The sequence below is a fragment of the Nocardia sp. CS682 genome (genome assembly GCF_004634405.1).
Lineage (GTDB): Bacteria > Actinomycetota > Actinomycetes > Mycobacteriales > Mycobacteriaceae > Nocardia > Nocardia ninae.
Genome location: NZ_CP029710.1, coordinates 1,584,889 through 1,598,883 on the forward strand (window position 1 = coordinate 1,584,889; position 13,995 = coordinate 1,598,883).

13 protein-coding genes are annotated in these 13,995 nt (G+C 67.4%); 4 read left to right on the forward strand and 9 right to left on the reverse strand.

The annotated features are described in order from the left end of the window. Window positions 1-2: 2 nt before the first annotated feature. From DMB37_RS06805 to DMB37_RS06840, 8 genes are read right to left on the reverse strand one after another with little or no spacing between them, the layout of a single operon-like run. A complete protein-coding gene (locus tag DMB37_RS06805) occupies window positions 3-947 on the reverse strand; it encodes an MlaD family protein (protein WP_135231977.1) in 945 nt (314 codons plus the stop codon). Further along, the gene (locus DMB37_RS06810; RefSeq protein ID WP_135231978.1) at window positions 944-1,963 is read right to left on the reverse strand and encodes an MlaD family protein; all 1,020 of its coding nucleotides are present in this window, start codon (window positions 1,961-1,963) and stop codon (window positions 944-946) included. Before DMB37_RS06810 ends, DMB37_RS06805 begins: the two co-directional genes overlap by 4 nt. Beyond that, the gene (locus tag DMB37_RS06815; protein ID WP_135231979.1) at window positions 1,960-3,009 is read right to left on the reverse strand and encodes an MCE family protein; all 1,050 of its coding nucleotides are present in this window, start codon (window positions 3,007-3,009) and stop codon (window positions 1,960-1,962) included. The genes DMB37_RS06810 and DMB37_RS06815 overlap by 4 nt, the downstream gene beginning before the upstream one ends. Further along, entirely contained in the window at window positions 3,009-4,055 is a 1,047-nt protein-coding gene (locus tag DMB37_RS06820) for an MlaD family protein (protein WP_135231980.1), read from the reverse strand. Before DMB37_RS06820 ends, DMB37_RS06815 begins: the two co-directional genes overlap by 1 nt. Beyond that, window positions 4,052-5,059, reverse strand: coding sequence for an MlaD family protein (locus DMB37_RS06825; RefSeq protein WP_135231981.1), 1,008 nt, complete (start codon window positions 5,057-5,059; stop codon window positions 4,052-4,054). Before DMB37_RS06825 ends, DMB37_RS06820 begins: the two co-directional genes overlap by 4 nt. Then, on the reverse strand, window positions 5,056-6,084 hold the full coding sequence (locus tag DMB37_RS06830; RefSeq protein ID WP_135231982.1) for an MlaD family protein: 1,029 nt from the start codon (window positions 6,082-6,084) through the stop codon (window positions 5,056-5,058). Before DMB37_RS06830 ends, DMB37_RS06825 begins: the two co-directional genes overlap by 4 nt. A 3-nt stretch (window positions 6,085-6,087) precedes the next feature. After that, the gene (locus DMB37_RS06835) at window positions 6,088-6,957 is read right to left on the reverse strand and encodes an ABC transporter permease (protein WP_135231983.1); all 870 of its coding nucleotides are present in this window, start codon (window positions 6,955-6,957) and stop codon (window positions 6,088-6,090) included. After that, the gene (locus tag DMB37_RS06840; RefSeq protein WP_370465401.1) at window positions 6,957-7,862 is read right to left on the reverse strand and encodes an MlaE family ABC transporter permease; all 906 of its coding nucleotides are present in this window, start codon (window positions 7,860-7,862) and stop codon (window positions 6,957-6,959) included. The genes DMB37_RS06835 and DMB37_RS06840 overlap by 1 nt, the downstream gene beginning before the upstream one ends. A 126-nt stretch (window positions 7,863-7,988) precedes the next feature. Here DMB37_RS06840 and DMB37_RS06845 point away from each other — a divergent pair, with 126 nt between their 5' ends. From DMB37_RS06845 to DMB37_RS06860, 4 genes are all read left to right on the forward strand, one after another. Continuing rightward, window positions 7,989-8,900 (forward strand): 2-hydroxyacid dehydrogenase, encoded by a 912-nt coding sequence (locus tag DMB37_RS06845; protein ID WP_206055207.1) that lies wholly within the window; start codon window positions 7,989-7,991, stop codon window positions 8,898-8,900. A 144-nt stretch (window positions 8,901-9,044) separates the two neighbouring features. Next, entirely contained in the window at window positions 9,045-9,734 is a 690-nt protein-coding gene (locus DMB37_RS06850; protein ID WP_135231985.1) for a TetR/AcrR family transcriptional regulator, read from the forward strand. A 13-nt stretch (window positions 9,735-9,747) separates the two neighbouring features. Further along, window positions 9,748-12,360 carry a PEP/pyruvate-binding domain-containing protein gene (locus tag DMB37_RS06855; protein WP_167768766.1) on the forward strand — a complete coding sequence of 871 codons (2,613 nt, stop codon included), beginning with the start codon at window positions 9,748-9,750 and terminating at the stop codon, window positions 12,358-12,360. Between the two features lie 12 nt (window positions 12,361-12,372). Next, the gene (locus tag DMB37_RS06860; RefSeq protein ID WP_135231987.1) at window positions 12,373-13,200 is read left to right on the forward strand and encodes an alpha/beta hydrolase; all 828 of its coding nucleotides are present in this window, start codon (window positions 12,373-12,375) and stop codon (window positions 13,198-13,200) included. On the opposite strand, the gene DMB37_RS06865 is transcribed toward DMB37_RS06860, so the two are convergent. Then, entirely contained in the window at window positions 13,197-13,994 is a 798-nt protein-coding gene (locus tag DMB37_RS06865) for a transporter substrate-binding domain-containing protein (protein ID WP_240772493.1), read from the reverse strand. The genes DMB37_RS06860 and DMB37_RS06865 overlap by 4 nt on opposite strands. Between the last annotated feature and the right edge of the window lies 1 nt (window position 13,995).

The following is a 13,995-nucleotide window of genomic DNA, read 5'->3' on the forward strand; positions in this document are numbered from 1 at the left end:
CTCTACTTCGGAACGTCGAGCGTGATTCGGGCGGTCCCGTGCTCCGGGAAAGTCGCCGACAACAGGTCGATGATCGAACCGGCGTCCACCCGAACGGGTTTCAGCACACTCGTGGACGGCCGCAACGCGGTGGCGATGTGCGCCAGGTCCGGTCCGAGCACCGTGAGGTACTGATCGATCTTGTGCACCAGCGGCCCCAGTGGCTCGTCCCAGACATGTTCGCCCGCATAGGAATAGCCGCGGAACGCCTCGATCAGGTGCACCACCTCGGGCAGCAGCTCGGTGAAATCGTCGGCCCAGCCGCCGATCACCGGCCCGTAGCCGTCGAAGTTCTGCGCGAGGTCCTGCCCGTTCAGATACAGCCGGGTGATGGCGTCGCGCTTGTCGTGCAGCAGCTGCGCCGTCATGGTCAGCGTCCGGGTGAGGTTGGCGATCTCCGGCTCCCGGCCCGCATACCCCTGCGACAGAATGGCGGCGAGTTGTTCGATCTTCACCGGATCGATCTGCGCGTTCAGCACATCCAGCTTGGCCAGCGCCTCGCTGACCGTCGTCGCGATGCGCACCTGATGGGCGGGCACGACGCTGCCGTCGGTGAGGTACGGGCCCGCCGTGCCGGTCGGGCGGAAGTCCATGAACTGCTCACCCGCCGCCGACAGATTGCTGACGTGCACCTCGCTGCCGAGCGGCACCCGGTACTTCGCGTCCAGCTCGATCCGCACCGCGAGCCCGGTGCCGGTGGCGGTGATGGCGCGCACCTTGCCGATCCGCATGCCGCGCAGGTCGACCTGGGAGGTCTGCATCAGGCCGCCGGACGAATCCATCAGCACCGTCACGGTATTCGTGCTGCGCCGCGGATCGATGTCGAGCACCCCGACGGCCATGTACGCCGCGCACACCACGGTCATCACGAGCAGCAGCACCAGCGAGACCGGACCGGAAAGCTTCATCGGACCATTCCTATCGACCGGAGCACCTGGATCATCTCGTCCGAGCGGGCCGAGGCGTCGGCGGCGACCGCCTCGGGCGTCACCCGCTGCACCCGAATGTTGGGCGGCGCACTGAAGAACGGGATCAGCTTGTCGCGCAAGAGCCGGTTCATCGCGGCGACGTTCATCGGCACCGTGGTGTCGGCACTGCCGATGGTGCGGGCCGCCGGTGCCAGGATGCTGATGATGTCGTGCAGGTCGCCACGCAGCGGCAGCGCGAGATCGCCTACGTAGGTCGCCAATTCGCCGCCGTCGATGATCAGCTGGACCAGGCCGAACAGCACCTCCGACAGACCGGCGGCGCGGCCGGGCCCGAGGGTGAGGGTGCGGTCGACATTGTCCCTGTTCGCCTCCAGCGTGGTCGTCACGGTGGCGGCGGCGGCCAGGATCCGGTCGAGTTCGCTGGTGTGCGTGGCGAGGTCGTGCAGCGCGCTCCGGCCACCGGCCAGGATGCGGGACAGATCCGCCGGGTCGGTCGGGAAGGCGGCGTTGACGCTGGCGACGAGCTCCTGCATCTCACCGAAGCGGCCGCCGGTGACGATGTTCGACATCGCCCGCAGGATGTCCTCCACATTGGCGGCAAGCACCGTGCGGCTGCGCGGGATGACATCACCGTTCACCAGGAACGGCGGACCGGCGTTCGACGGCGCCTGCAAGGCGATGTGGATGTCGCCGAGGATGGTGCTCTGCCGCAGTTCCGCGGTGGTCGACTTGGGCAGTCGCACATCGGCTTTCAGGTCCACCGTGGCGACTGCGGTGTCCCCGATCAGCTCGATCCGGTCGAGCATGCCGACCTCGACCCCCTCGGCGATGATCTTGGCCCGATCCGGCAGGTTGAGCACCGAGCCGAATTCGATGCGGATCGAGAAGGTGTCGCCCGCCAGATACGTGCCGGGAATCGGTACGTCGGTCGCGCGCACGCCACAGCCGGTCAGCACCAGGACCACCGCTGCGAGCACCGGAATCAGCCGCTTCATGGCGCCCCCAGCGAGCCGAGAATCACCCGGACCAGTCCGGGCTGGCTACCGTCGGCCGACTCGTAGTGCGGCGGACGGTAATTCACCCGCACCACACCCGTGGCCGGGTCGTACACCTGGGCCAGCCGACCGGCCAGCGGCGGCAACTGCACCAGCAGATCCACGATGCTGCCCGCCAGCACCGCGTAGCGGTGTACCTCCGGCACGATCCGATCCAGGAATTCGAAGGACTGCTGGTCGTACTTGCCGACATTGCGGGCGATCACCGGCAGGAACTCGAGCGCGAGATCCACCGCCCTGGACAGTTCCGCGGAGAAGCCGTGGACCAGATCGATGCCGTTGTTCAGGTTGTCCAGCAGCGCTTGCATATCCGGCCAGTTGGTGATGAACATCGTGGTGAGCAGGTCGAGATTGTCGACGAGCTTGCGGATCACCACGTCCCGGTCGGCCGGATCGCCGATCACCTGGGACAGGCGCTGCAGCAGGGAATTCCACTGTGGGCCGGTGCCGTCGAGCGTGCGGACCGCGCCGGTGAGGGTGTCGTCGAGCAGCGTGTCCGACGGCGCGCCCGGTGTCGGTGACTGCTGCGCGCCGAGCAGGTCACCGGACAGCTTGCCGAGTGCGTCGAGCGCCTCGCTGATGCCGACCGGTGTCTTGGTGCGTGCCAGCGGAACACAGTGTGCGGTATCGAATTTCGGGCCGCCGGTGTAGGTCTTGGTCAGCTCGACGCGCCGGTCGGTGACGATGGAGCTCGACATGGTGACGGCTTCGACATCGGCGGGCAGCGTCAGCTTGCCATCGATCGTCATGGTCACTCGCATCCGGTCGCCGAGTGCTTCGATGCCGGAGACGGTGCCGACCTCGACACCCAGCATCGTGACGCTGTTGCCCTCGTAAAGCCCTACGGTATCGGTGAATTCGGCACACAGACGCTGCTCGGCAGGCTGTACCCGATCGAGCCAGGACGCGCCGCTCACGCCGACGACCACCGCGACGGTGACCAACAGTGCGCCGAGGACCACGCCCGCTCTTACCCACGCACGCATCAGCACGCCCTCCCCTCGAACGGAATGCACAGTGCCGGACCGCGTATCACGCTGGCGGACTGGTCGATGGTCACGCCGTCGACGCCGAGCATCGCGGAGATCTTCCCGATGAAGTCCTTGATCCCCGCGATGACCGTGTCGAGCCGGCCGGGATCCTGCACGAGTTTGTTGAACAGCTCCTCGAATTCGGCGACCGACGGTTCGATCGAGTCGCCGTAGGCCATGACCGGCCGGTGCAGCACCGCGAAGAACCGCTTCAACAGCTCGAAGACCTGGACGACCTCGCCCCTGCGCTGACCGAGCACCACGGCGACGCCACCGAGCTCGCGGACGAAGTCGGCGAGCACCGCCCGGTCGGTCGCGATCGCGCCGATGTATTCGTCGGATACCCGGACCGCGGAGTCCAGCTGGGTCGACCGCTCGGCCAGCACGCCGGTCAGGTCGTTGAAGTTGCCGATGATCGAGCGCACCGCGTCGGGCTGACCGGCCAACGCCGCGTTCACCTCGGCGATGGTGCTGCGCAAGGTGGTTCCGTCGACCTGGCTGAGCACCGGAGTGGCGACGTCGATGATGTCGGTCAGTTCGAACGGGGTGGTGGTCCGTTCCGGCGGAATGTGCTTGCTACCCAGCGCTCGCTCCCCCTGCGGAGCGAGCGACAGGTAGTGCCCGCCGATCGGCGTCAGCATCTTCACCGCCACCGACGAGGCGTCACCGACCCGGACCTCGCGGTCAACGCCGAAGCGCACCTCCACGTGGTCACCGACCAGCTCCACCGAGCGGACCTGGCCCACTTTGATGCCCGCGATCCGCACCTCGTCGCCGGTGCGGGCGCCGCCCGAGTTACGGAAGTCCGCCGTATAGGACTGCTCGCCGAAGGGCACCACGTACAGCACCGCGGCGGCGAGTAAACCGAGCACGCTCACCAGCACACCGGCTATCCCCCACCGCAGCTGCGACCAGGAGTCCGACTTCTCCGCACGCAACTGTTCGACCTCGCCGAACAGCCGCAACGGCAGTCCGATGAGTTGCTTTGCCGCACCGGTCATTTGCACACCACCAGCTTCTGATTGCCGAGCACGACATCGCCGATGCCCGGTAGCCCGAGCTCGCCTCCGGCGCAGGAGTACGTCTTCGCGGTGCCGCTCGCGGGGACGTTCTGGTTGAGCCCGGCGATCAACGACGGCACCAGCGACAGGATCTCGACCAGCTGATCGGTCTGCGGCAGCAACCTGCGCAACAGCCCGTCCAACGGCAGGTAGCTGTCGTCGTAGGCGCCTTGCAGTTCCTCGAGCAGCGGAATGAGCGGCACCAGCGTGCGATTCGCCTGTTCGACCGCGTTGACGATCATCGCGGTCCGGCTGCCGAACTGGTTGAGCACGCCATTGAGCTGCTTGACGAGATCGCCTACCGCCGCGGACTTTCCGCCGATCGAGCGGGAGATCGCGCCGAGGTTGTTGATCAGCAGCACCACCACCGCCTCGCTGCTCTTGGCATGCTTGGTGAGCCGGTCGAGATCGGCCAGCGCGGGACCGATGCCGCTGCCGTCGCCCTGCAACACCCGCAGGATGTTCGTGCCGAACTGGTTGAGCTGTGCGGTGTCCAGCGTGTCGAACAGCGGCTTGAAGCCGTTGAACAGGGTGGATACATCGAAACTCGGGATGGTTCGCTGCACCGGAATAGTGCCCCCGGGTGCGAGGCGCAGGCCGCCGGATTTCGCGTTCATCACCTCGATGTAGCGTTGCCCGATCAGATCCTGGTAGCGCACAGCGGCTTCGGTGTTGTCGTAGAGGGGACGCTGGCGGTCCACGGTGAACCGGACGCGTGCGTGCTGGCCGTCCAGCTCGACGCTGTCGACCTTCCCGACCGCCACGCCCGACATGCGCACCACATCCCCGGCGTACAGCCCCGAGATATCGGTGAACACAGCGTCATAGGAGACCTTGTCGTCGGGCACCGGCGTATTCAGCGCGGCCACAATGAAAGCCGAGCACATCGCGACGATCGCGACGAACACCCCGAGCTTCACCGCCGCGGCGGTCACACTGTTCATCGCGGCACCCCGATGATCGAATCGGCGAGGTAGGGCATGTTTTTCACGATCACCTCCAGCTGCAGCTGCACCCGGCCGTCGACCACCGGGAACGCGCTGTCGATCCGGGCGAGCAAGGCGGGCAGCCGGTGGTACGCGGGCGCGACCGTGCCGATCGACGCGCTGATCGGCACCACCAGATCCAGCACACCGCCGATCGTGACGGCCAGATCCGGGTTGTTCCTGCGCAGCAGATCGGTGACCGGCAACAGCAGTTCGGTGTCCAGGCCGGACAGCGAATGCTTTGTCCGCTCGCGGTTTTCGAGGCTGCCGAAGTACTCGCTGTTGTCGAGCACGCCGAGGATCACATCGACCACCGGCGAGGTGGTCTGCGCGACGCCCGCGCCGACGTCGGCGCCGATATCCAGGTAATGCCCCAGCGGCGCACGCTGATTCATGGCCAGCACCCGGGCGGTGGCGAAGAACGACCGCACCGCCGGACCCATCGAGGCGGTGTTGTCCAGCAGCAGATCGAACAGCGCCCGCACGGTGTCGGAGTCGAGCACCTGGGTCAGCCGCGCCGCCCGGCGGAACACACTCGACACGGTCGCGTTGGAGGCGTTGGCGCCGATGAACAGCGTGGTGTTCTCCGGCAACCGCCCGCCCTTGCCGGTGTTCACCAATTCGATGGCGCTGGAGCCGAAGATGTTCGACGAGGTGAACCGCGCCGACACATCGTCGGTCAGTGCACCGGCCTGGTGCCGATCCAGCGCCAGCTCGATGCGCTGGTGCCCGTAGTCGACGGTCTGCACCGTGCGCACCGTGCCGATCGCGAAGCCGCGGAACTTCACCTCCGCGCCCGGCGCGAGACCCTCACCGAGGGTGGCCGCGTCGATGGTGAGGGTGAACCGGTCCGCGAATTTTCCCTGCGCGTACTGCGTGGTGAGCACCGCGACCACCAGAATGACGGCGGCGACGACCAGCCCACGTAGCCGCAGCATCCACCGCCCGGCGGCCCGGCCTGAGAGATCAACGAATATCGGCATCAGTCACCCCGAAATCTTGATTCCGACATCGAGCCCCCAGAAGACGATCGTCATGATCATGTCCGCGACCACCACCAGCACCAGGCTCGCGCGGATCGCCCGGCCGGAGGCCCGCCCGACGCCCTCCGGCCCGCCGGTCGCGTAAAACCCTTGGTAGCCATGGATCAGGATGATCATCACCACGAACACCGTCGCCTTGATCAGTGATGCGACCACGTCGCCGGGTTGCAGGAAAGCGTCGAAGTAGTGGTAATAGGTGCCCGAGGACTGACCGTGCAACACGTTCACCACCACCGCGCACGACAGGTAGCTGAGGATCAGCGTCAGCAGGTAGAGCGGGACGATGGTGATCATGCCCGCGATCACCCTGGTGGTCACCACGAACGGAATCGGCCGGATACCAATGGCTTCCAGTGCGTCGATCTCCTCGGAGATGCGCATCGCGCCGATCTCGGCGGTCATCCGGCAGCCCGCCTGGGCCGCGAACCCGATCGCGGCGACCATCGGCGCCATCTCCCTGGTGTTGGCGTAGGCGGAGACGAAGCCGGTCAGCGGCCCCATGCCGACCATGTTCAGCGCGGTGAAACCCTCCACGCCGATCGAGCCGCCGACCGCGACGCCGAGGAAGATCAGCACCGCCACCGTGCCGCCGCCGACGATGATATTGCCGCTGCCCCAGGTGATGTCGGTGAGCGTCAACATGGTCTGACGGCGGTACGCGCGCAGTGTGTGCGGTATCGCGGCGAGCACCTGGACCACGAAAGTCAGCTGGTGGCCCAGCGATTCGAACAGCGTCAGCGGTCCGCGCGTGCCGCGCTCGACGAGGCGACCGGCACGGCCGAACGGCCGATACTGGGCCGGTATTTCAGTCATCAGCCCACCTTCTGCGGCAGGAACATCGAAACCAGCTGAGTGATTACGAGATTCACGCCGAAAGCGGCGATCACCCCGATCACCACCGCGGCGTTGACCGCGTTGGCGACGCCCTTGGGCCCGTGCGTCGCTTCGAGCCCGCGCTGGCACGCGACGATCAGCACGATCACCCCGAAGATGACCGACTTGCCGATCGCCACCGCGAGATCGGCCATGGTCGCGAAGGCGGCGAACGAGGACAGGTAGCTGCCCGGCGTCACCCCTTGGAACCCGACCGCCACCACGTATCCGGTGAACACACCCATGAAGATGACGAGCAGGCACAGCAGCGGCGTCAGCACGATCATGGCCGCCAGCCGCGGGGCGACCAGCCGCCGCACCGGGTCGATGCCCATGGTGCGCAGCGCGTCTACCTCCTCGCGAATGGTGCGCGCGCCCAGATCCGACGCGATGGCCGACCCGGCCGCGCCGCCGAGCAGCAGCGCGGTCACCATCGGCGCGCCTTGCCGGATGACGCCGAGCCCGCCCGCCGCGCCGGCCACCGAGGTCGCGCCGACCTGCTGGGTCAGGCTGCCGACCTGCACCGAGACGATCACGCCGAACGGAATCGCCACCAGCACCGCGGGAATCGCGGTGACGCTGACGATGAACCAGCCCTGGTGCACTGTGTCCCGCCACGGATGGCGCAGCTTCAGGATGTCGCTCACGAGATAGCTGAACGCGGCGACGGCGAGCTGAAGGGTCCGGCCGAAGGTCCGCAGACTCGTCAGGACCAGCTCGAATCCCCACCGCACCAGTGGCTCGGACACCCGAGCGACCCTGTCGACCACCACTACCTCGATTCCGCCGGCTCCACCCCCGACCGGGCTCAATTTAACCGACTGATATGTCACTCTGCGGCGAATTGGCTCGATTCGCTCAACTGACCCAGACAGTACGGCTCCGAGCGGATGATTGCGCTTCCGCGCTGCGGCAGACCGGAAAAAGTCCAGGCGGATGCGTGCCCGGCCGGGACCGCTAACCTGGCCAGCATGGCGGTCATTGTTCTGGTGCCGGATGACTACGGCTTCGAGGTCCTGTCCGGAATCGACGGCATACAGCCGTTGCGCTACGAAGCGGGCGAGCCACTGCCCGACGGCGCCGAACACGCGGAAGTACTGGTGCCCAAGTTCCTTTCCCGCGCCGACACCGTCGACCTGACCCGGCTGCCCAAGCTGCGGCTGGTGCAGATGATGACCGCGGGCGCCGAGGGCTGGATCAGCCGGTTACCCGATGGCGTACGCCTGTCCACCGGGCGCGGTGCGCACGGCGGCAGCTCGGCCGAATGGGTAATGGCCGCGCTGCTGCACATCTATCGCGAGCTCGGCGGCTTCGTCGACGCCCAGCGCGCCCAGCAGTGGACCTTCCATCAGACCGGAACATTGGTCGGCAAGCGGATTCTGGTGATCGGCGCCGGCGATCTGGCCGCCGAACTCGTCCGCAGGCTCGACGGCTTCGACACCGAGGTGACGCTGGTCGGCACTCGGGCCCGCGACGGGGTGCACAGTGTCGATGAACTACCCGACTTGCTCCCCGGAAAAGACGTCGTCGTGCTGACTGTCCCGGTCACCACTCGCACCACCGGCATGGTCGACGCCGCCTTCCTCGCCGCGATGGACGACAACGCCATTCTCGTCAACATCGCCCGCGGGCCGATCGTCCGGACCGATGCCCTGCTGGCCGAGCTGCAATCGGGCCGACTCCGTGCGGCACTGGACGTCACCGATCCCGAGCCCCTGCCACCGGGCCACCCACTCTGGACCGCCCCGAATCTCCTACTCACCCCGCACGTCGGCGGGAACAGCACCGGCAGTTACGAACGCGGCTACGCCGTGGTCCGCGCGGAGATCGCCCGCTTCGTGGCTGGTGAAGAGCCGCAGAACCTGGTGCGCGGGGAGTATTGAGTAAGCCCGTGCCCTGCTGAATCCCTTGCCGCACGGATCTTTACGCAATTCGTAAGCCGACGCTCGGCACCCGTTGACGCGGGCCCGTGGCGGGCGTACGGTCGTTTTTGACAACTTCTCAAAATATGTCAAGGTGACAAAACGATGAGCGTCAACGAGTTCGAACGCGAGCAGGCCATCCTCGATGCGGCCGCCGACCTGCTGTGCCGGATCGGCTACAACAAGCTGACGATGGGCGACGTCGCCGATGCCGTCGCCCTGCACCGGGGTTTGGTGTATCTGCAGTTCAAGTCGAAAGACGAGCTCGTCGAGGCGACGGTGCGACGCGAGCTGAGCCGGTACGCGGACACGTGGCGGGCACAGCTGGAGGCGGACCCGCAGGCGGGCAGCGTGGCCAGCGTCTACCGGGCGATGGTGCACACGCTCACCCGGCTGCCGCTCGCCGCAGCGGTCGTCGCGCGCGACGAAGACATCCTGGGCAAGTACCTGCGCAAGCCGGGCAACGTCTTCGCCCGGCTGCCCAAACTCGGCACCGGCGACTTCCTGCTCGCCATGCAGGAGGCGGGCACGGTCCGCTCCGACGTCGACATCCGCACGGCCGCTTTCATTCTCGACGCGTTGACCCCCGCCATCCGGCGCACCTTGCCATCGGATCGGGCCGAACCCGCCGATCCGGACCAGCCGTCCTCCGATGAACTGCTCAGCACACTGGCCGACCTGCTCGAACGGGCGCTGACCCCGCCCGAGGGCGCCGACCTCGCCCGTGGCAAAGCGCTGCTGCTCGATGAGCTGGCGCGCGCCCGCGCGAATTTCGGCGCCGAGCCCGGCCGATAGGAAGGAAAATCCGATGACCACCAGCGATCCGCTCGTCCTCGACCTGGACGACACCCGGGCCACATTGGAGGTGGCCGGCGGTAAGGGCGCTTCACTCGCCCGCATGGCTGCGGCGAAACTTCCGGTGCCACCGGGGTTTCACGTCACCACGGCCGCTTACCGGCACTTCGTCGACCGCGCGAAGCTGCACGAGAAGATTCTTCGGGCGGTCGCCGCGGCCGACCCGGATCGGCCCGCTTCCATCGAAGCCGCCGCGGCGGAGGTCGCCGGACTGTTCGCCGAACAGCCGGTGCCGGAAGAGATCACGGCAGCCGTCCGCATCGCCTACGCCCAGCTCGGGGACGAGGTGGCGGTAGCGGTGCGTTCCTCGGCCACCGCGGAGGATCTGCCGGAGTTGTCCTTCGCCGGGCAACAGGAGACCTACCTCAATATCCGTGGCACCGACCAGGTTCTGGCCGCGGTACAACGCTGCTGGGCGTCGCTGTGGACCGCGCGGGCCATCGATTATCGCGCCCGCCAAGGCATCGAGTCCGACGAGGTGAGCTTGGCGGTCGTCGTGCAGGAGCTCGTTCCCGCCGACGCCGCCGGCGTGCTGTTCACCGCCGACCCGCTGACCGGTGCACGGGACCGGGTGATGATCAACGCGGCCTGGGGTCTCGGCGAGGCCATCGTCAGCGGAAACGTCACGCCCGACACACTTCTCGTCGCGAAGTCCGACGGGCAGATCCTGCGCGAGGACATCAGCGACAAGCGCTCGATGACCGTGCGCACGGCAGCGGGCACCGAGGACGTCGCGGTACCCGAGGAGCAACGGAACGCACGGGTGCTCGATTCCGGTCGAGCCGCCGAGCTGACCGAGCTCGCCGTGCGGATCGAGGAGCTGTACGGCCGGCCGATGGATATCGAGTGGGCGGTGCACGCGGGCGAGCTGTTCATCGTGCAGGCACGGCCGATCACGGTGCTGCCCGACGCACCCGAACCGCCGGCCGAATGGGAGCTGCCCGACCGCAAGGGTAAGTACATGCGGGCCAGCGTGCTGGAACTGCTGCCGGAGCCACTGTCGCCGCTGTTCGCCACGCTGGGGCTGCCCGCGTTCGGCAAGGCCACCAAGGATCGGTATCACGACCTCGGGCTGCCCTACTTCGACAATCCGCTGGTGGTGATCAACGGGTATGGCTACTACGACATCACCTACACCCCGGGGATGCTCGCTCGAATGTTGTTGGCGCAGCCGCGATTTCTCGCGTCGACCTTGCCGCGTGCGCTACGCACCGCGCCACAGCGGTGGCGAGCGGGACACACACGGTATACCGAGGTCACCGCGGAGCAGAACCGGCTGAATCCGGCCCAGGCATCCGCCACCGAGTTGCTGGAAGCCGCCAGGGCGATCGTCGAGGAGGCGGCGCATTACTACCTCACGTTGCAAGGGGGTGTGCTGCCCGCGACGTACATCAGCGAGGGCCTGTTCTCGGCGGCGTACAAGACGATGAAGCGGCGCGACGACCCGGCCGCGTTGACCTTCCTACTCGGCTTCGACAGCAAGCCGTTGCGTGCGGAGAAGTCGCTCTACGAACTGGCTCGCTGGATCCATACACAGCCGGGACTCGCCGATCGAGTCGAGAACCTGTCGGGCACAGACCTTCTCGCGCTCCTGCACGACAAGGGCGTAAGTAGTGGGAACCCGGCGTGGCACGAGTTCCTGAGCCGGTTCGCCGACCACCTGGCGACCTACGGCGATACCGTCTACGACCTCGACTTCGCCGCACCACTGCCCGTCGACGATCCGGCACCGCTGTTGCAGACGCTCGCATTCTTCGGTACCCCGGCGGCGCACGATCCGCACGACCGTCAGCGCAACGCACAGCTGAAGCGGGAGCAGGCGATGCGCGCCCTCCAGGCGAGGCGGCCGGGCGTACGGCGCTGGCTGACACTGCGTTTGCTGCGCTGGGCACAAACCATGAGCCCGTTGCGCGAGGACGGCCTCGCGGATGTCGGCCTCGGCTGGCCGACCGTGCGTCGCCTGCTGCACGAGCTCGGTCGACGTCTCGTGGCCGCAGGCGCACTCGGCACGGACGACGACGTCTTCTGGTTGCGCCTCGACGAACTACAGGATGCGGCGCACGCACTGGATAATGCTCGTCCACCGAAGGATTCACGCGCCGTCGTGGCCGAGCGCAGGGCGAGCGCGGCGGCGCAGCGGATGGTCACCCCGCCGCATGCGTTACCGGTCGCCGGCGGCGCGAAGCTCTTCGGCCTCGACTTCTCGAAGCTGCTGCCCGCGGGCGGCGACCAGGATTCCGGCGCGGTGGTCAAGGGCGTGCCCGGCAGTCCTGGCCGCGTCACGGCGCCCGCGCGAATCATCGACGGCCCCGGCGATTTCAGCCGCCTCCGCCCCGGCGACGTGCTGGTCGCCAAGATCACCACACCGGCCTGGACGCCGCTGTTCGCCTTGGCGTCCGCGGTCGTCACCGACGTCGGCGGACCGCTGAGCCACAGTTCGATCGTGGCCCGCGAGTATCACATTCCCGCCGTGCTGGGCACCGGCGTGGCCACCGAACGGCTGACCGACGGCGTGCCGGTGACCGTCGACGGTGACGCAGGCACGGTGACCCTCGCCACCAGCTGAAACGGAACCCGCATGAGCACAACGACATCCGAAGACATCATCCCGCTGTGGCCGGGTTCCAGTCCGCGCGAGCCGTCGCCATATGGCCAGGTGACCACCGTCCCCGGCTTGCAGGACGGCAAGGCGGTCACCCTTGTCCGCAACGTCACCGAACCCGCACTGACCGTCCACCGCCCGGATCCAGCGCGCGCGACCGGAACCGCCGTCATCGTCTGTCCCGGCGGCAGTTTCATCACACTCACCCGAGGCACCGGCACCGATGTCGCCGATTCCCTTGCCGCACAAGGCTGCACCGCTTTCGTGCTGCGCTACCGCCTGCTCCCCTCGACGCCTCGCGACGAAGACTTCATTCGACACTGGGCCACCGACTACACCATGGCCGATATCGAGGCCCAGTCCTACCCGGCGGCCACCGATGCACGCCGAGCGGTCCAGTTCGTCCGCGAGCACGCCGCCACCTGGCAGGTCGATCCCCGGCACGTCGGCATCCTCGGTTCGTCCGCGGGCGGGCAACTAGCCTTCAGTGCCGCAACAGATTACGACCAGCAGAGCCGCCCCGACCACGTCGCCGCGCTGTACGCCCCCGCCTGGCACGAATACACCGTCCCGGCCGACGCGCCTCCGCTGTTTCTCGCCCTGGCCGGCGACGACCCCGACGAGAACGTCGTCCCGGGGAACCTGGCCCGCTACCAGGCCTGGCAAGCCGCGGGCCACGCCGCGGAGCTGCACGTCTACGCTCGAGGTGGCCACGGTTTCGCGATGGAGTCGCGCGGCCTACCCTGCGACAGCTGGATGGACCGCTACCTCGACTGGGTGGCCACCACTAGACCGTCGGACTAGCCGACCGGGACCGTCGCGTCAGGTCCGATCCATTGGCCGAACAGGCGGTCCACGGTGCCGGTCGCAAGCTGGGTGGTCAAGTACCCGTTGAGCAGCGTGGACAGCACCGGGTCGTCCTTGCGGATCAGCAGCACCTTGCCGAACGAGTCGAAAGGCTTGTCCGGGTGCAAGACCTGGAGGCCCGGGTGCTGGCGGACGCGGTAGCGGCCCTCGACGGCGTCGGTGACGAAGACGTCGGCCCGGCCCTGTTCGACCTCGTCGAAGATGGTGAGATTCTCCGGCCAGAGGGTGAGTTGGGCATCGGGGAAGTTCTTACGCGCGAACTCCTCGTTCGTACCACCGCGATTCGCGATCACCCGCACCTCGGGGCGGTTGATCTGCTCGATCGTCGAGAAGTCGGCGCCACTGGCGCGACGGGTGATCGGCGTCTTGCCGTCGGTGCCGTACGTGATCGAGAAGTCGGCAAAGGCCCTGCGCGCGGGCTGATCGGAGATGCCACCGACCGCGATATCGCAGTGTCGCTCAGCGAAATCCGTCTTCAGGGTCGCCCAGGTGACCGGGACGAACTGGATCGGCCTGCGGAGCAAGTCGGCGAAGCCGCGCGCCAGTTCGATGTCGACGCCGCGATATTCGCCCGCACCCTCGGCGATCGAGTACGGCGGATAGTCGCCGGGCGTGCACACCCGCAGCGCGTTGCCCTGCTCTGCGCTCGCCGGAATCGCCGGGGCCACAAGGACTGTCCACCCGGCGAGCAGTACTGCACCGATGCGGCCGAACAGCCGCGCCATGCGCATC

Excerpts from the sequence above, each read along its gene's own strand:
- DMB37_RS06805 (WP_135231977.1), bottom strand. The coding sequence starts at position 947 with ATGAAGCTTTCCGGTCCGGTCTCGCTGGTGCTGCTGCTCGTGATGACC.
- DMB37_RS06810 (WP_135231978.1), bottom strand. The coding sequence starts at position 1,963 with ATGAAGCGGCTGATTCCGGTGCTCGCAGCGGTGGTCCTGGTGCTGACC.
- DMB37_RS06815 (WP_135231979.1), bottom strand. The coding sequence starts at position 3,009 with ATGCGTGCGTGGGTAAGAGCGGGCGTGGTCCTCGGCGCACTGTTGGTC.
- DMB37_RS06820 (WP_135231980.1), bottom strand. The coding sequence starts at position 4,055 with ATGACCGGTGCGGCAAAGCAACTCATCGGACTGCCGTTGCGGCTGTTC.
- DMB37_RS06825 (WP_135231981.1), bottom strand. The coding sequence starts at position 5,059 with ATGAACAGTGTGACCGCCGCGGCGGTGAAGCTCGGGGTGTTCGTCGCG.
- DMB37_RS06830 (WP_135231982.1), bottom strand. The coding sequence starts at position 6,084 with ATGCCGATATTCGTTGATCTCTCAGGCCGGGCCGCCGGGCGGTGGATG.
- DMB37_RS06835 (WP_135231983.1), bottom strand. The coding sequence starts at position 6,957 with ATGACTGAAATACCGGCCCAGTATCGGCCGTTCGGCCGTGCCGGTCGC.
- DMB37_RS06845 (WP_206055207.1), top strand. The coding sequence starts at position 7,989 with ATGGCGGTCATTGTTCTGGTGCCGGATGACTACGGCTTCGAGGTCCTG.
- DMB37_RS06850 (WP_135231985.1), top strand. The coding sequence starts at position 9,045 with ATGAGCGTCAACGAGTTCGAACGCGAGCAGGCCATCCTCGATGCGGCC.
- DMB37_RS06855 (WP_167768766.1), top strand. The coding sequence starts at position 9,748 with ATGACCACCAGCGATCCGCTCGTCCTCGACCTGGACGACACCCGGGCC.
- DMB37_RS06860 (WP_135231987.1), top strand. The coding sequence starts at position 12,373 with ATGAGCACAACGACATCCGAAGACATCATCCCGCTGTGGCCGGGTTCC.
- DMB37_RS06865 (WP_240772493.1), bottom strand. The coding sequence starts at position 13,994 with ATGCGCATGGCGCGGCTGTTCGGCCGCATCGGTGCAGTACTGCTCGCC.